The organism is Actinoallomurus rhizosphaericola, assembly GCF_024055675.1.
Lineage (GTDB): Bacteria > Actinomycetota > Actinomycetes > Streptosporangiales > Streptosporangiaceae > Actinoallomurus > Actinoallomurus soli.
The window spans coordinates 180,781-197,820 of the sequence record NZ_JAMXMW010000012.1 but is presented as its reverse complement, the minus strand read 5'-3'; the positions used below and the strand labels follow the sequence as shown (position 1 = coordinate 197,820).

Annotated in this window: 13 protein-coding genes; 1 reads left to right on the top strand and 12 read right to left on the bottom strand. The window is 72.0% G+C overall.

The window, feature by feature from the left end; all coding sequences use genetic code 11:
- Window positions 1–29: 29 nt before the first annotated feature.
- From NE234_RS25995 to NE234_RS25955, 9 genes are read right to left on the bottom strand one after another with little or no spacing between them, the layout of a single operon-like run.
- A complete protein-coding gene (locus tag NE234_RS25995) occupies window positions 30–1,241 on the bottom strand; it encodes a CaiB/BaiF CoA transferase family protein (RefSeq protein ID WP_252783256.1) in 1,212 nt (403 codons plus the stop codon).
- Window positions 1,238–2,578, bottom strand: coding sequence for an ADP-ribosylglycohydrolase family protein (locus NE234_RS25990; protein ID WP_252783255.1), 1,341 nt, complete (start codon window positions 2,576–2,578; stop codon window positions 1,238–1,240). Before NE234_RS25990 ends, NE234_RS25995 begins: the two co-directional genes overlap by 4 nt.
- Complete coding sequence (locus tag NE234_RS25985) at window positions 2,578–3,711, bottom strand: ADP-ribosylglycohydrolase family protein (protein ID WP_252783254.1); 1,134 nt, start codon at window positions 3,709–3,711, stop codon at window positions 2,578–2,580. The genes NE234_RS25990 and NE234_RS25985 overlap by 1 nt, the downstream gene beginning before the upstream one ends.
- Window positions 3,708–4,739 (bottom strand): ADP-ribosylglycohydrolase family protein, encoded by a 1,032-nt coding sequence (locus NE234_RS25980; protein WP_252783253.1) that lies wholly within the window; start codon window positions 4,737–4,739, stop codon window positions 3,708–3,710. Before NE234_RS25980 ends, NE234_RS25985 begins: the two co-directional genes overlap by 4 nt.
- A 16-nt stretch (window positions 4,740–4,755) precedes the next feature.
- Window positions 4,756–5,745 (bottom strand): ADP-ribosylglycohydrolase family protein, encoded by a 990-nt coding sequence (locus tag NE234_RS25975; RefSeq protein WP_252783252.1) that lies wholly within the window; start codon window positions 5,743–5,745, stop codon window positions 4,756–4,758.
- On the bottom strand, window positions 5,742–7,040 hold the full coding sequence (locus NE234_RS25970) for an ABC transporter substrate-binding protein (protein ID WP_252783251.1): 1,299 nt from the start codon (window positions 7,038–7,040) through the stop codon (window positions 5,742–5,744). The genes NE234_RS25975 and NE234_RS25970 overlap by 4 nt, the downstream gene beginning before the upstream one ends.
- Before the next feature lie 13 nt (window positions 7,041–7,053).
- Window positions 7,054–7,872, bottom strand: a complete 819-nt coding sequence (locus tag NE234_RS25965) for a carbohydrate ABC transporter permease (RefSeq protein WP_252783250.1) — start codon at window positions 7,870–7,872, stop codon at window positions 7,054–7,056.
- Window positions 7,869–8,816, bottom strand: a complete 948-nt coding sequence (locus NE234_RS45485; protein ID WP_252783249.1) for a carbohydrate ABC transporter permease — start codon at window positions 8,814–8,816, stop codon at window positions 7,869–7,871. The genes NE234_RS25965 and NE234_RS45485 overlap by 4 nt, the downstream gene beginning before the upstream one ends.
- Window positions 8,813–9,820, bottom strand: coding sequence for a LacI family DNA-binding transcriptional regulator (locus tag NE234_RS25955; RefSeq protein ID WP_252783248.1), 1,008 nt, complete (start codon window positions 9,818–9,820; stop codon window positions 8,813–8,815). The genes NE234_RS45485 and NE234_RS25955 overlap by 4 nt, the downstream gene beginning before the upstream one ends.
- Window positions 9,821–10,090: 270 nt before the next feature.
- Between NE234_RS25955 and NE234_RS25950 the strand changes: the two genes are divergently transcribed.
- A complete protein-coding gene (locus NE234_RS25950; RefSeq protein ID WP_252783247.1) occupies window positions 10,091–10,612 on the top strand; it encodes an ADP-ribosylglycohydrolase family protein in 522 nt (173 codons plus the stop codon).
- Between the two features lie 324 nt (window positions 10,613–10,936).
- Here the strand turns inward: NE234_RS25950 and NE234_RS25945 are convergent, their stop codons facing one another.
- From NE234_RS25945 to NE234_RS25935, 3 genes are all read right to left on the bottom strand, one after another.
- Window positions 10,937–12,664, bottom strand: coding sequence for a glycoside hydrolase family 6 protein (locus tag NE234_RS25945; RefSeq protein WP_308206931.1), 1,728 nt, complete (start codon window positions 12,662–12,664; stop codon window positions 10,937–10,939).
- 151 nt (window positions 12,665–12,815) lie between these two features.
- Complete coding sequence (locus NE234_RS25940; protein ID WP_252783246.1) at window positions 12,816–15,737, bottom strand: glycoside hydrolase family 48 protein; 2,922 nt, start codon at window positions 15,735–15,737, stop codon at window positions 12,816–12,818.
- A 79-nt stretch (window positions 15,738–15,816) separates the two neighbouring features.
- Complete coding sequence (locus NE234_RS25935; RefSeq protein WP_252783245.1) at window positions 15,817–16,842, bottom strand: LacI family DNA-binding transcriptional regulator; 1,026 nt, start codon at window positions 16,840–16,842, stop codon at window positions 15,817–15,819.
- Window positions 16,843–17,040: the final 198 nt, after the last annotated feature.

The window sequence follows — 17,040 nt, the reverse complement described above, 5'->3', positions numbered from 1 at the left end:
GCGGATCACCTCACGGGCGCCGGGCACGCTCAGATCACCCCGCGGGCGCGGAGCGCGTCGATCTCGTCGGCGGTCAGGCCGGCCGTGCCGAGGACGCGGTCGGTGTCGGCACCGTGCGCGCGCCCGGTCCAGCGCAGCGCGCCGGGCGTCGCCGACAGCCGGAACAAGACGTTCTGCATGCGCAGCGGCCCGAAGTCCGGGTCGTCGACGGTCGTGATCGCGTCCAGCGCGGCGAGCTGCGGGTCGGCCATGAGGTCGCGCACGTCGTAGATCGGCGCGACCGCCGCCTCGGCCTTGTCGAACTCGGCGAGCACCTGCTCCCGGGTCCGCTCGCCCACCCACGCGGCGACCGCCGCGTCCAGCTCGTCGGCGTGCGCGGCCCGGCCGGCGCCCGTCGCGAACCATGGCTCGTCCACGTACTCCGGCCTCCCGACCAGGCGCATCACCCGCTCGGCGATGTTCTGCGCCGAGGTGGAGACCGCCACCCAGGAGCCGTCCGCGCAGCGGTAGGTGTTGCGCGGCGCGTTGTTGACCGAGCGGTTCCCGGTGCGCGGCGGGACGAGCCCGAGCTGGTCGTACGCGGTCGGCTGGCCGCCGAGCACGGTGAGGATCGGCTCGAGGATCGACAGGTCGACGACCTGCCCCCGGCCCGTCAGGTCGCGGGCCCGCAGCGCCGTCATCACCGCGTACGCCGTGGCGAGCGCGGCGATGCCGTCGGCGAGCCCGAACGGCGGCAGCGTCGGCGGCCCGTCCGGTTCCCCGGTCATCGCCGCGAACCCGCTCATCGCCTCGGCGAGCGTGCCGAAGCCGGGGCGCCGGGCGTACGGGCCGAACTGCCCGAAGCCGGTGACCCGGGCGAGCACGAGGCCGGGGTTGGCCTCCTGGAGCCGCTCGTAGGACAGGTTCCAGCGTTCGAGGGTGCCGGGGCGGAAGTTCTCGATGACGACGTCGGCGTCGCGGGCCAGGCGGAGCAGGACGTCCTGTCCCTCCGGCTCCGACAGGTTCAGGGTGATCGTCTGCTTGTTCCGGCCGAGCATCTTCCACCACAGGCCGATGCCGTCCTTGGCCGCCCCGTGCCCACGCGCGGGGTCGGGCCGGCGGGGGTGCTCGACCTTGACGACCTCGGCGCCGAAGTCGCCGAGGAACATCGCGGCCATCGGCCCGGCGAACAGCGTCGCCAGGTCCAGGACGCGGACGCCGTCCAGCGGGCGGGTCATCGCCGATCCCTCTCGTTCTGTCATCGCCGCTCCGCGAGGGCGGCGGTCCGGGCGGCCAGGTCGGTGAGGCGCACCCCGTCGAATCCGGTCAGGCTGCTGGCGACCCGGTCGCGCAGCGGCCGGGTCCACCGCTCGGGCAGGCGACCGGCGCCGAGCAGGGCGCCGGCGACCGATCCGACCGTCGCGCCGTCGGAGTCGGTGTCCCAGCCACCCGCCACCGCGGCCGCGATCGACCGGGTGAAGTCGCCGGCGCCGTGGACCAGAGCGGCGGCGACGAGCGCGGCGTTGTTGACGGAGTGGACCCAGTGCAGGTCGCCGTGGCGTTCGTACAGCCCGTCGACGACCCGTTCGACGTCGGTCTCCGCACGGGCCGACGCGACGGCCCGGCGTACGGCCCGGGCCAGACGGGACTCCGGCGGCACCACCGCCAGCCCCGCCTCGACGACCTCGTCCACCGTGTCGGCGGTCAGGGCTGCGGCGCACATCGCCGCGGCGAACATCGCGCCGTAGACGCCGTTGGCCGTGTGGCTGAGCCGGGCGTCCCGGTGCGCCATCGACGCGGCTGCGGCCGGATCGCCGGGGTTGACCCAGCCGTACACGTCGGCGCGGATCTGCGCGCCGATCCACTCGCGGAACGGGTTGCGGTACGTCGCCGTGCGCGGCGGCTCGACGCCGAGCAGCAGGTTGCGGTACGCGACCCGCTCGGCGGTGAACACCCGGCCGCCCGGCAGCTCGTCCAGCCACGCCTGCGCGACGTCGTCGGTCGTGAAGTCCCGCCCGTACCGCTCCAGGATCGCCAGGGCGAGCATCGGGAAGTTGAGGTCGTCGTCCTCGGGGGTGCCGTCGAGGTTCTCGGCGAGGCTGGTCGCCGCGCTGCGCCGGTTCCACGGCCACCGTCCGGCGATCTCGGCGGGAAGACCCTCGGCGGTGAACCAGCCGCGGATCGGCCAGTTGCCGGTCGCCTCGGCGATCTCCCGGATGCCCGCACGGGGGATCTTCTCCACGGGCTTGCCGAGGACGCACCCGGCGGCCCGGCCGAGCCACGCGCCGTGCAGCCGGTCGAAGGCCACGGGGCGGGGCCCGCCCGCCGGCCAGTCCGGGCAGGCGGCGATGATCTCGTCGAGCTCGGTCGGCTCGTCGTACGGTGACGGCATCGCCGCGAGCTCGTCGAGCAGCTGCTCGGCCAGCGTCCGCAGCTGCGGCGACGCCGGCTCCGGCGAGGCCCCCGCGCGCGGCGGCGCGTCGTGTCCGCCGGCGGCGTGCCAGCGCGCGGCGACGTCGGCGGCGTCGCGGCCGTCCTGCGCGGCCTGGCGGAGCTCGTGCCCGATCAGGTCCTCGGGCTGGATCCAGGTCAGCCGCATCACAGCAGCTCCGCGAACGCCTGCTCGTGCGCGCGCCGCCGGGCCACGTCGGCGGCGTGCACGCGCTCGGCCACCGCCGCGATCGCCAGGCCGGGCGCCTCCAGGTCCAGGCGGCTGGCGACCGCGACGTCCTCACGCCAGTCGGCGGGCACGGCCGCCTTCCCGCCCAGCGCCCCGGCGATCGCACCGCCCATGCTGGCGATCGAGTCGGCGTCGCGGCCGTAGTTGATCGCGCCGAGCACGGTCTCGCGGTAGCCGCCGCCCGCGATGAGCAGGAACGCCAGCGCGAGCGGCAGTTCCTCGATGCTGTGGACGCGGCTGGGGCGTCGCGCGGCCAGGCCCTGGTCGCGGTAGGTGTCGGCGACGGTGTCGTACGGCCGCATCGCGTCACGCAGGGCGTCGAAGGAGCCCTCCCAGTGCGCGTGGCCGCGGGCCCGCTCGCAGACCGCCTCGATCGCCGCCCTGGTGCCGTCCTTGGCGAGCCGTACGGCGGCCGAGACGACCGAGTCCGGCGTGGCACCCGGCCGCATCGCCTCGGCCACGGCCGCGGCGAACACGCCCGCGGCCTCCCGGCCGTAGCTGGACTGGTGGGCCCCGGCGAGGTCGATGGCCTCGGCGTACGCGCCGTCGGGGTCGGCGGCGTTGACGACGCCGACCGGCGCCATGTACATCGCGGCACCGCAGTTGACGATGTTGCCCACGCCCGCCTCACGCGGGTCGACGTGGCCGTAGTGCAGCCGGAGCACGAGCCACTTCTCGGCGAGGAACACCCGCTGCAGCGGCAGCGCCTCCGCCTCCAGTTCGGGGATCCAGCGCTTCTCCCCCATCATCTCCGGGACGAGGTGCTCGGCGGCGGCGTACGCGTCCAGGTGGCCGCCCGCCCGCTCGTACACCCGGACCAGGGCGTGCGTCATGAGGGTGTCGTCGGTGACGTGCCCGTCGCCCTTGTGGTACGGCGCGATGGGGCGCGCGTTCCGCCAGTCGGCGAAGTACGGCGGGACGATGCCGGTCACGGGGCCGTCGTAGCGTTCCCGGATCTGCTCGGGGGTCCAGCCCTCCGTCGCCCCGCCGAGCGCGTCCCCGACCGCCGCGCCCACGAGCGCGCCGACGGCCTTGTCCTGCAACGGAGTCATCCCGTTCCTTCCTGGTGCGCGGTCCCGGACGGTCCGGGACCGCTGAGTCGATCGGCGATGGCGACGAGGTCGGCGCCGGCGAGTTCCGGCAGGCAGCATCCGGCGAGGTGGCGGGCGCGTTCCCGCCAGGTCTCCGGGAGGGCCGCCCATCCGGTGATCGCCCCGGTCAGCGCGCCGGTGAGCGCGGGCGCCGAGTCGGCCAGCGACGCGAGGCAGGCGGCGGCCGGAACGGCCCTGGCCAGGTCGCCGTCGGACGCGCGGGTGAGGGCGAGCGCCACCGGCACCGTCCGCGCCGCCGCGACGCCGTAGCTGTACACGTGGTCCTGGAGGGCCGCGTCCAGGCTCGGGACGAGGGCGAACGCGTCGCCGGGCAGGTCGAGCGCGTCGGCCGCCGCCCCGTGGATCGCGGTGCCCGGGGGCAGTTCCGCCAGGGCGGTGGCGACGACGTCACCCGCCGGGGCGCCCGCCACCGCGACGGCGGTCGCGGCGGCCATCGCCCCGGCCGCGTGCACGCCGTCCTCGGCGTTGGTGATCGCCGCGTCGGCGCGCGCGGCCCGGGACGCGTCCTCCGGCGCGCCCAGATGAGCGGCCCCGAACGCGACCGCCCGCACGGCCGCGGCGTCGTCGAAGAAGTGCGGGTTGTCATGGCCGCTCGCGGGCGGTTCGACGCCGCGCGCCAGGTTGTCCAGCGCGGTGCGCACCGAGATCCGGGCGCGTACGTCGTCGCCCAGGGCCTCGAACGCCGCGCGGCGGTCGGTGCCCAGCGTGCGCGCGGTCCAGGCCAGCCACTCCGCGTCGTCGGACGGGCCGACCGCGAGGGCGGCGACCGGCTGGTTCAGGGCGAACGGCACCGGCAGCGTCGTCACCCGGTGCTCCTCGGCGAAGCCGTCGAGTTCGCGGCCGAGCCGGCGGGTCCACGGGGCCAGCAGGCCCCACCTGTGCCGTGCGGCCGGCCAGCCGGCCGCGTCGCCGATCGCCAGCCCGGCGAACGCGCCGCGTACCCGGTCGCGCGGATCCCCCGATGCCATCTGTCTCCTCGCTCGTTCAGCCGTGCGTCGTACGTGCCCGTGCCAGCGCGTCGGCGACCTCGCGGACATTCCTGCCCGCCACGGCGGGCAGGCAGGCTCCCCGGACCGGGCCGATCGCCCGCGCCCAGCGCTCCGGAACGCCGCCCTCACCGCGGCCCGCGCCCGCGAGCGCCCCGGCGATGGCGGCGGTGGTGTCGGCGTCGCGGCCCAGGCTCACCGCCGTGACCGCGGCCTCCTCGACGTCGCCGCCGCCGGCCAGGTACGCGGCGAACGCCAGCGCCACCGCCTCCGGGGCCAGGTCGGTCCACGGGTAGTGCCGCGCGACGACGGCCTCGTGCAGGTCCGCCGCCAGGCGATCCCGGTCCCGGCCCGCGGCGATCCGCACGGCGGCGCGGACGCTGCGGGCGGTCCAGGAGTCGTCCGGGATCGCGCCCAGGCCGGCGGCCACGACGTCGGCGGGCGGCGCGCCGGTCATGGCGGCGGCGACCGCCGCCGCGACGGCACGTCCGCCGAGGATCCCCTCGCCGCTGTGGCTGACCGCGCCGTCGACGGTCACGAGCCGTGCCGCCTCGTCCGGGTCGCCCGCCGCGAACACCCCGTACGGCGCGGCGCGCATCGCCAGGCCGTCGGACCAGCCGTGGTCGTGCCGGCGCCCGGTCAGCGGCGGGGTCAGTCCCCGCCGCAGTGCTTGGACCATTCCCAATTCGGAGAAGCCCGCGCCCTTCATCGGCCCGTCGATCGGCAGGACCTGCTCCCGGTAGGCCGCGACGACGTCCTGGGTCGTGAGTGCCGACCCATGCGCCGTCAGCAGCGACGCCGCGAAGATCGCGTACTCGGTGTCGTCGGTGCCCGCCGGGCCACCGTCCGGGCCGGGCTCCAGCTCGGTGAGGCGGCCCCAGCGCCGGGTGATCTCCTCGGGCGTGAGGTTCTCGGCGGGCCGCCCGAGGGCGTCGCCGGCCGCCAGGCCGAGCAGGCACCCACGGGCGCGGTCGCGGAACTCGCTCAATTGTTGTAGCGCTCCAGGACCTTGTCGCCGTCCTGGGTCAGCTTCTGCGCCAGCTGATCAATGGTGATCTTGTTGGCGAAGTAGGACTGCAGGGCCGGCGTCGCCACCTTGCTCTTGAACTCGTCGAAGCCGTTGACCTTCAGGTACGGCGCCAGGATCAGGCTCTTGGCCGAGGCGGTCGCGACGTTCCAGCCGTACTTGTCCGTGGTCAGCGTCGGGTCCTGGGCCGCCGTCTTGCTCGTCGGGATCAGCCAGTCCCCCTTGGCGAGGTCCACCTGATGCTTCCCGTTCAGGAACCAGGAGATGAACTGCATCGCCTCCTTGGGGTGCTTGCTGTCGGCCGCGACCGAGAGCGTCTGCGAGATCGCGCCCTGCTGGGTCGTCTGGCCCTTCAGCGGCGGGATCGTCACCCACTGGAAGCCGCTCGGCGCCTGCTCGACGACCTGCTGGCGCAGGTAGATCCCGGCGGGCACCATCGCGTACTTGCCGGCGTAGAACCCGGGCAGCGGGTCGGTGGTGCCCATGCCGAGCGTCGAGGGGTCGGCGGTCTTGTCCTTGTAGAGCTGGTCGTGGATCCGCTGCAGGACCTCCTTCTCCTGCGGGCCGACCTTGACCGTCGTCTTGCCGCCGGAGGTCTGGAAGAAGGTGCCGCCGAAGTTCAGCGAGAGGTTGAGCACCTTGTTCACCGGCGACTTGAGCGGCCACGCGATGCCGTACCGCTTGCCGACGGTGAGCTTCTTGGTGATCTGCTGGAACTCGTCCCAGGTCCACGGGTTGTCGGCCGTGGGGATGCGCACCTTGGCGGCGTCGAGCATCTTCTTGTTGGCGAGGATGACCTGCGACTCCTGCAGGAACGGCACCCCGTAGATCCCCTGCCGGCCCTGCCCGTCGAACGTCGCGGTGCCCCAGGCGGCGTCCGGGATGTCGTTCTTCAGCTCGGTCGGGATCAGCTTGGTCAGGTCGGCGAGGTACCCCTGCCCGGCGAAGCCCGCGAGGGCGGAGGAGTCGTCGTGGATGACGTCCGGCGGGTCGCCGCCCTCGAAGGAGGTCACCAGCTGGTCGTTGACGTTGTCCCAGCTGCCCTGGACGTACTGGACCTGGATCTTCGGATTGGCCTTGTTCCACTCCCCGACGAGCCGCTTGTTGGCGGCCAGGGAGTCCTTCTGCCAGGCCAGGCTCAGGAATTTCAGTGTGACCGGCTTGCCGGAGTCGTTGCCGCCCCCGGAACACCCGGCGGTCAGGCCGAGCACGGTGGCGGCGGCGACCGCGAGCGCGGAGCGAAGACCGCGACGCATGGGGTACCTCCTACTAACCCTTGACGGCGCCGGCGGTGAGGCCCGAGCGGAGCCGGCGTTGAATGATGGCGAAGAAGACGAGACTGGGGACGGTGGCCAGCAGGGACGCGGCGGCCAGCGGGCCGAGCCGGGCGGCCTGCTCCGCGCCGGTGAACTTCACCAGCGTCAGCGGCAGGGTCGCCTTGTCCGGGTCCTTGAGGATCACCAGGGCGAAGAAGAACTCGTTCCAGGAGGAGATGAAGGAGAACAGCAGGGCGGCGACGACCCCGGGGGCGAGCAGCGGCGCGACGACGTCGACCAGGGTCCTGATCCGCCCGGCGCCGTCGACGGCGGCGGCCTCCTCCAGTTCGCGGGGCACGCCGCGGACGTACCCCTGCAGCATCCACAGCGCGAACGGCAGGACGAAGGTGACGTGCACGAGGACCAGCCCCGGCAGCGTGTTCACCAGATCGAGCCGGCGCAGGATGATGAAGAGCGGGATGATGATCAGCACGACCGGGAAGACCTGGCTGACCAGCACCCAGCCGATCGCGATCCGGTTCAGCACCGAACGCCGCCGTGCCAGCGCGTACGCCGCCGGGAGCGCGATCGCGACGGTGAGCACCGCCACGGAGACCGCGACGATCAGGCTGCGGAGGGCGCTGCCGGTCAGGTCCTGCGCGGCGAAGGCGTCGCTGAAGTTGCGCAGCGTCGGGTGGTGCGGGATCCAGCGCGGATGCAGGGTCGCCATCTCGCGCGGCGTCTTGAACGCCGTCGACAGCAGCCACAGCAGCGGAAAGACCAGGAAGACGAGGTAGCCGAGCAGCCCGGCGTACTTCAGCGTGGTTTTCACCGGCTCTCCTTCATCTGACGCCAGAGGTAGAAGCCGAGGACCACCAGCACGACGATGGTGATCGCGACGCCGAGCGCCGCCGCGTACCCGAAGAACCCGTAGCGGAACGCCTCCTCGTAGGCGAAGAGCATCGGCAGGCGGGTACGGCCGCCGGGGCCGCCCTGCGTCAGCGCGTAGACCATCGCGAACTGGTTGATGTTCCACACGAAGTCCAGTGCGGTGATCGTGACGATCACCGGCCGCAGCTGCGGCAGTGTCACGTTCCAGAAGCGGCGCCACACGCTCGCGCCGTCGACGGCGGCCGCCTCGTGCAGTTCCTTCGGCACGCCCTGCAGCCCGGCGAGCAGCACCACCGTGGTCTGCGGCATCCCGGTCCAGACGCCGACGACGATGATCGCCGGAAGCGCGGTTCCGAAGTCGTTGAGCCAGTCGACGTTGTGGTCGAGCAGGTGCACGTCCTGCAGGACGGCGTTGAGGATGCCGGCGTTGGGGTGGTAGACCAGCCGCCACATCAGCCCGATCACGATGGGCGGCATCGCCCACGGCGCCATCGCCAGCACCCGGGCGAGCGTGCGGAGACGGAGGTTCTGGTTCAGCAGCAGCGCCAGGCCGAGCGCGGCCAGGAACTGCAGCACGGTGACGCTGACCGCCCAGATCAGGCCGATCTTGAACGACGACCAGAAGTCGGTGTCCGCGAGGACGTCGCCGAAGTTCTTCAGCCCGATGAAGGAGATGACGGCGTTCCGGCCGCCGCGCGCGTCCGTGAACGACAGGTAGATGCCGTACAGCAGCGGCCCGACGCTGAACAGCAGCACCGGCACGAGCGCCGGCAGCAGCAGGATCAGCGTCCCCCGGTCGCCTCCGGCGCGCGGCCTCGGGCCCGGCGCCGGGCGCCCGGCCCGTGACGGGCGGGCCGCGGTCGGTGTGGCGGTCACGTGGCTCACGGAGCCCCCTCCGTCGAGGCGCGTACGGCGAGCGTGGGCTCGACCGTGACGATCCGGGGCGCGGCGGCGCCGTCGTTCAACCGGTCGAGGAGCAGTTCGGCGGCCCGCCGGCCGCGCTCGGCCGACCCGAGTCCGACGCTGGTGAGCGTCGGCCAGGCCGCGGTCGCCAGCTCGGTGTCGTCCATGCCGACGAGCGCGACGTCCTCCGGCACCCGCAGCCGTTCCTCCCTCAGGACGTCGAGCGCGCCGAGGGCGATCAGGTCGTTGGCGCACAGGAGTGCGTCCGGCCGGGCCCGTTCGAGGAGCCGGCGTGCCGCGTGGGCGCCCTCGGCGCGGTAGAAGTCACCGACCTCGACCAGGTCCGGGTCGTACGGCAGGCCGAGCGAGGCGAGCGCGTCGGTGTAGGCGGCGGCGCGCGCCGCGCCCGGGACCGTGTCGAGCGGGCCGTTGAGGAGGCCGATCCTCCGCCGCCCGAGGCCGTGCAGATGCTCCAGGGCCAGCCGCACGCCGGCCCGTGAGTCGGCCCGTACGTTGTCGACCGGCGTGCCCTCGGGCACCGAGCCGATCACGACGACGGGCGCGGGCGCGGAGGTCAGCAGGTCGAGGTGCCGCTGCGCGACGCCGCGCAGCGGGCTGATGATGAGACCGTCGACGTACCGCTCCCCGAGGCGCCGGAGCACGTCGAGTTCGTCGTCGACGTCGCCGTCGGTCGAGTGCAGGACCAGGCGGTACCCGGCGGCCTTCAGCACGGGCTGGATCTCCCGGACCATCGCGACGTACGTCGGGTTGCCGATGTCCGCCATCGCGAACGCGACCTGGTAGGTGCGGTTGGACTTGAGCGAGCGGGCCACGGCGTTCGGCACGTAGCCGAGCTCGTCGGCCGCGGCCATCACCTTGCGCACGGTCTCCTCGCGGGTCGGCAGCCCGTTCAGTACGCGCGACACCGAGGCGATCGAGACCCCCGCACGCGCGGCGATCGTCGTGATCGTCGGTCCCTGAGCCACGGCTTCCCTCCGGCCTCGCCCACGAGTGCGGGGAGCACTCGCGAGAGTCGTCATCATCGCCGTAAACGTTTACAGACCGCTGAAGCGTCTTCCGTAAACGTTTACGGGAGTGAGGAGTATGAAACACGCCGGAAACCGTCCACGTCAAGAGCGCGGCCCCGAGGACCGTCCTCCCCCTCGGGCGCCGCGGCGTCCGGCCAGGGTCCGGACCGCAGGGCCGACGGCCTTTACGTAGTAAGTTTCAGCCGGCGTCCGCTACCGTGACGGGCGATGAGCGCTCTCGCCTCTCTCACCGGTCTCTCCGTCGCGGACGCGTTCGGCGCCCAGTTCTTCGCGGTCGAGAACCGCCGGCTGCTCCTCGACGAGACCGCGGTGCCGCCCGGCACCTGGCCGTGGACGGACGACACCGAGATGGCCTGCAACCTCGTCGACGTCCTGCACCGGCACGGCGAGGTGGACCGGGACGCCCTCGCCGCCGCCTTCGCGGACGGGTACGACCCCTACCGCGGATACGGACCGGGCACGGTCGTCCTCCTGCGGGCGCTGCGCGACGGCGCGTCCTGGCGCGCGGTCTCGCCCGCGCAGTTCGGCGGCCGGGGATCGATGGGCAACGAAGCCGCCATGCGCGCCGCGCCGCTCGGCGCGTTCTACCCCGGCGACCTCGAACGCGTCGCGCTGGAGGCGGCGGCCTCGGCCGTCGTCACGCACGCGCACCCCGAGGGCGTCGCCGGCGCGGTCGCGGCCCGTGAGCCCCTGCCCGGCCGGATCGCCGAGTCCGGGGCGCGTCGCTGAGTCATCATCGGGAGAGACGCCGGGGCCGCCCGGCGCTCCCACACCGTTCGGTGGCGGCCCCGGCGTTCTATCCCTCCAGTCGTCCCGGGCCCGTGGAAGGTTGCCGCCGGATCGACATTTTTCAGGGACGACGAAAGGGCGCCGGGGTCACGGCGCTCCCACCGTTGGGTCCGACCCCGGCGCCCAGTCCATCGATCGCCCGGAGGTTCTCTCCCGGGCGGACATCGGCTTGTCGAGTGGTGGGCCGGGCGGAGGCGACATGAGGCATCGCCTCCGCCCGGCGTCGGTGGCGCGGGTCAGGCCCGCGTCATGGCGACCGGTGCCCTACTGCACCGGCGGGTAGGCGTTCTGCAGGAGCTGGTGGAACATCGCGGAGAACCAGTGACCGGACAGCGGGGCGTTCGCCATGGCGCCGGTCGGGCTGTTGCCGTTCCGCACGTTCCCGCCGTAGTTCGGGTCGCACATCTGGTCGAAGCCCTTGCCCTCGTCGTTCGGGATGCTGGTGCTCGACCCGTCGGACTCACCCGGCGGCTTGACCCACGCGTAGGCGTCGAAACCGGCGGCCGGAGCGGCGGTCGGCCGGGCGCCCAGACCCGAACCGGCCTGGTTGCACCAGTCGCCGACGTGCGGCCGGCGGTCGACGCGCTCGGCGTTGACCTGGGTGTTGATGTCGCTCGCCGAGCTCGGGCCGGTCGGCCGGGCCGATCCGCCCCAGCCGTTGCGGGAGGTGTCGATCACCATGCCGATGCTCGACGGGAAGCCGTCGGAGATCAGCTGCTGGCGGAAGGCCGCGCCGAAGCTCGACTCGTCCACGTAGTAGTTCCAGTCCACCCACGTCGACGCGCGGGTCTGGGAGTTGACCGGCAGGTACGGCTCGGTGGTCGGCGAGTAGTTGGCGGTGTTGATGACGAAACCGTCGACGCTGTTGACGCCCGCCGTGGTGCCCTTGGCGACCGTCGCGAACAGCTGCGCGGCGGGCCCGAAGTTGCTGTCCCAGCCGAGCCAGCCGTGGTGACCGGCGTCGAGGTAGGTGTAGACGTTGCTGATCGCGTGCAGCTTGTTCAGGGCGTACTGGACGCCCTTCACGTAGTTGCCGTTCTGCTGCATCGTCTGGCAGTTGGTGGTCGCGGTGTTGCCGCTGACGTTGGTGACCAGGTTCGGCAGTGAGTCGGGCTCGATGTAGGTGATGATCTTGAGGTTCGCGTACTTCGAGTCGCTCATGATCGAGGCGATCGGGTCGATGTACTCGGTCTCGTAGCGGCCGATGTCCGTCGGGCCGAGTTCGCCGTTGGAGGCCAGCGCCGCGCAGTCACGACCAGGTAGGTCGTAGATGACGAACTGCGCGTAGTTCGCGCCCTGCGCCACCGCGGCGTCGAGGTGGGCCTTCAGGCCCATCCCGCCGTTCACACCGTTGATCGCCGCGATGCGGTCCAGCCACACGGCGGTCGGCTGGTTGGCGATCGCGCTGCCGCCGTCGTTCTTGGCCTCGGTCGACCACTCGGAGTTGACGTAGCCCTTGCCGCCCGCGAACGGGTTGTCGACGTGCGATCCGCCACCCGGAGGCGGCGTCGGGGTGACGGTGGGGGTCGGCGTCGGGGTGTCCGTCGGCCCGCCGGGGGTCCCGTTGCACGTGGTGCCGTTCACCTTGAAGGACGTCGGGGCGTCGTTCGTCCCGGAGTAGGAGGCGTTGAAGCCGAGCGACGTCGACGCGTTCGTGGCGAGGCTGCCGTTGTAGGACAGGCTCTTCACGGTGACGTGCTTGCCGGACTGGGAGAACGTCCCGCTCCAGCCCTGGGTGACCTGCTGGTTACCGGCGAAGTCCCACTCCAGGGTCCAGGAGCTGAGCGGGTCGCCGAGGTTGGTGATCCCGAGGTTCGCGGTGAAGCCGTTGTTCCACTGGTTCACCGAATAGGTCACCTTGCAGCCGGCGGCCGCGTGGGCCCGTCCCATGCCGAACAGCACGGATACGAGGCCGAGCACAAGCGCGGCGATCGCCACGCCCGCCCGGTCCATCCGCAGCGCGACGCCGCGGCGGGGGTTGAGTTTCAACAAGGGTGTGTCCTCCTCGGACGGTTCGGGAGTCGCTCCACGGGTCGGAACGGCTCCATTGGGCGGGGGCGGAGGGTCGGGTCGGTGGGTCGGGGGTCAGGAGGGGCACGGTGGAGGCTCCGGGGGCGCCGGCCGGCGCCCCCGGAGCGGTCGATCACTGGTTGAAGAGCTGGCCGTAGGTGCCCATCGCCATCGCGATGTCCGCCTGCGCCCAGAACCGGTGGTAGTTGAAGACCGGCGCCGCTCCGCCGTTCAGGTACGACTGGACCTTCGACCAGGAGGGGTCCTGCTTGTACCAGGAGCGGATCGACAGGAACGTCGCGTTGCTGTCGATCTTGTCGCCGTTCGGCATCGTGCCGGTCCAGCCGGAGGGCACGTACACGCCGTCGTGGTTGGTGTTGGAGGTGCTGTACGCCTGCGTGAACCGGTTGTAGTCCGTACGGGTCTCCGGCACCGAGATGCCGATCCCGTCCTGGTCGTTGGTCCACATGTCGTCCAGCAGCGTCTGCGCGGTCGCCTTGGCCGTGGTGCTCCCGGACTTCGCCGCGTAGTAGGCCAGGGTCTTGGCGTAGGCCGCGGTCACGCCGACGTCGTTGGTGTAGTCGGCGATCGTGACGTGCAGGCCGGCGTTGGACCCGGGGCTGGACGGGTTCCAGGTGTCGGGCTGGCCGCTCCAGTGCAGGGTCGAGGGGATCTGGTAGGTCCCGTCGGGGTTCAGCGTGGTGTTCGCCGTGGCCCAGGCCACCCACTTGTCCAGCACGGTCTTGGCGGCGGCGTCACCGGTGACGTAGTAGTACTCGGCGACCCGCTCCATCGACCACGCCTGGAAGCCGAACCACTGGTTGCTCGGCGGGTCGTGGTAGACCGGCTCCCAGTCGTAGGCCATGCCGTAGAAGGTGGAGTCGCCGGACGGCGGCGTGCCGTACGCGCCGCCCCAGCTGTTGGTCGCCCCGCCGGCGATGGCGCCTTCGGAGGACTGCAGCCAGCGGTAGAACTCCAGCTGCCGCTGCAGGCTCTTCTTCCAGTCGTCCACGCCCGTCGCGGACTTCGGCGCCATGGCCGAGTCGTTGGTGAGGGCGTAGGCCGCCATCGGGTTCTGGTAGCCGGAGTGCGAGGCGCTGTCGCCGATCCGCCAGGCCCAGCCGGCGCTGGTGTCGGTCGCGCCGCCCCAGGCGTAGTACCACGACAGCAGGTAGTGCTCGCTGTCCTTGCCGGTTCCGGCCGGGCAGCTCGGGCTGGTGCAGTTACCGATCTTCTTGAAGTACTTGTCGAAGAAGGAGTACCGCAGGTAGTCGCCCATCTTGCCGGCCTTGGCGACCGTGGCGGAGACGTCCGAGCCCTTGCCCTGCTGCTTGGCCCAGGTGTCGGCCCAGTACGCGGCCTGGATGGCGCGCGCGTCGGCGTCCGGGGCGTCGGTGTACTTCCACTGCTTGGCGTAGCTGGAGTCCTTGATGAACAGGTCCAGGTAGCCGTTCTTGCCGCCGTAGGCCATCTTGTCGCAGGTCGGCTGCGGGATCGTCTCCCACACCGACTCCTGCGGGCCGCGCTGGTAGGTGTTGATGAAGGACGGGGCGTTGGTGTTCGGGCCCGCCTCGCAGCCACCGCCGGGCGTGTCGCCGTAGCCGTAGACGTTGTCGACGTCCTGCAGCCAGTGCATGCCGTAGACGTCGTCGGTGCCGTAGGCGGACTTCAGCTCCGCGGCGATCGGGTCCTGCCCGGACGTGACGCTCGAGTCGATCTGCGAGGGGTACTGGTCCGGCAGGTCGTGCTCGGCCGCGTACGTCGCCGGCTTGCCGGCGTTGTAGTAGCTGTTGGTCGGCTGGTCCGCGTGGGACGGGATCATGTACTTCTCCATGATCGCCCAGGCGTTGTTGAACTTGCTCCAGTCGCCGGTGACCTTCCCGTACATCGCCTGCAGCCAGATCATGTAGCTGTAGGCCTCAGAGGTGGTCTCGTGCCCCTGGTCCGGCGCCTCGACCATCAGCGTCTCGACCGAGTGGTACGGGATGCCCTCCTTGCTGAAGTAGCCGTTGGCCGGGTCGGTGATCTTGTTGTAGAGCGTGAGGAACCGGTCCTCGTACGCGCCGTTCGACTTCATCTCGGTGACGGTGACGCTCGCGGTGTCGTACCCGGTCGCCTTGGCGGTGAAGGTCGCCGCGCCCGTGCCGGAGGAGTCCGCGCTGATCGTGACGTTCTGCGCGGTCGACCAGTTGGACGGGGTGAAGGTCAGCGTGCCGCCCGCGGAGACCGTCAGGCCGGAGTTCCCGCTGTCGCGCGCGACCGTGACGGTCACGTTGCCGGACGGCTGGCTCGACAGCTTCACGCCGAACGTCCCGGTCTTGCCCTGCTGCACGGTCAGCGCGGTCGGGCTCGCTACGACGGCGGGGCCGCTGGTGACGTGCACGCCGACCGGCGTGGACTCGGCCGTCGCGCCCTGGCTGTCGTACGCCTTGGCGTACAGCGAGTAGTCCCCCGCCGGCACGTTCGTCCAGTTGAAGGAGTACGGCGAGGAGGTGGCGGTGCCGAGCAGGGTCGTGTCGTTGTAGAACTCGACCTTGCTGATCGTCGCGCCGTCGTTGGCGCTCGCGGTCGCGGCCAGCGGGATCGTCCCGCCCGCGCTGTACGTCGCGCCGGCGGCCGGGCTGGTCAGCGACACGGTCGGCGCCTTGTGCGCGCCGTTGCAGGCCGTCCCGTTGACGGAGAAGGACGTCGGCTTGGCGTTCGTGCCGCTGTAGGTGAAGTTACCGCCGAAGCTGACGGAGGCGTTCGTGGCGATCGCGCCGTTCCAGCTCAGGTTCGTGACGGTGACGTCCTGACCGGACTGCGTCCAGTTGCCGCTCCAGCCCTGGCTCAGCTTCTGGTTGCCGGAGTAGGAGTACTTCAGGGTCCAGCCGTTGATGGCGGGGCCGAGGTTGGTCAGCGTGATGTTGGCGGTGAAGCCCGAGCCCCAGTCGTTGACCGAGTAGTCGACCTTGCACTGCACATCGGCGGCGTGCGCGCCTGTGCCGGCGGCGAACATGCCGGCCAGGAGCGACAGGACGACCAGGAACGGTCGCCACCTTTGCCGTCTCTTCATGGGCGGATTCCTCCTGACGGGGAGCACCACCGGCCCGCCGGGCCGGCTGCTGAGGGGGTCGGCCTGCGCGGCCGGATGATCACGCGGAGTCGCGAATGATGAGCTTCGTGTTCAGCACGACGCCCTGCCCGGAGGACGACTCCCCGGCAATGCGGCCGAGCAGCTCCCGGGCCATTCGCACGCCCATGTCCTCGATGGGCTGGCGGACCGTCGTCAGCCGGGGGCGGACCCGGCCGGCGATGGGTGAGTCGTCGAAGCCGACGACGGCGACGTCCTCGGGGACCCGGCGCCCGGTACGGCGCAGCGCGCGCAGCGCCCCGACGGCCATCTGGTCGGAGGCGCACAGCACGGCGTCGATGTCGGGCCTGCGGTCCAGCAGGCGGTTCATCGCGTGCTCACCCGACGCCTGGTGCAGATCACCGTAGGTGATCAGACCGGAGGTCGGGAGGCCGGCGTCGCCGACGGCGGCGCGGTAGCCCGCCAGGCGGTCGACGCCCACGGCCCGGTCGGGCGGCCCGGCGATCGTCCCGATCGTCTGGCGCCCGCACTTGAGCAGGTAGTCCACGGCGGTACGCGCGCCGCCGCGGTTGTCGGCGTCGACGTACGGCAGCGGGGTCGTCCACAGCGGCCGCCCGGCCAGCAGGACGGGGACGCCCGTCTGCCGGAGGGCCATCGCGGGGGCGCCGTGCGCGCTGATCAGCAGCACGCCGTCGGCACGACCACCGCGCAGGTACTCCGCGACGGTGCCCCAGCGGCCGGCGCGGCCGACCACCAGGACGACGAGTTCCCGGTCGTCGCCCAGCTCGCGCCGGACGCCGGAGAACAGACGGGCGAAGAAGTGATCGGTGAAGACACGGGCGTCGTCCTCGCATACCACCGCGGCGATCGATCCACTGCGACGGTCCGCGGGGGCGGCGCGGTGTCGCACGTAACCGAGGCGTTGCACGGCCTCTTCCACGCGGGAACGGGCGCGCGGGCTGACCCGTGCGGTCCCGTTGATCACACGCGAGGCGGTGGCGGGCGAGACTCCGGCGAGAGCGGCGACGTGGGCTAGCGTCGGCGTCTCGATGGTGCAGGAGGGTGCGGAGAGTTCCCTTCCGTTCACGGAAATGACTCCCTTCGGGCGCTATGGCTCGAGCGGCGGGGGTGTGGGAGCGCTCCCACAATCCAAGGCGCGCGAAAGGGTTGTCAAGGGGAATGTATCGCCTATGTAAACGGGGAGTTTCACGGTGATGATCGCGGCGCGTTCGTCCACGCTCACGAGCAGGCCGCTTTCCCGCCGGGCCTCCGGAGGCGCCTCGCC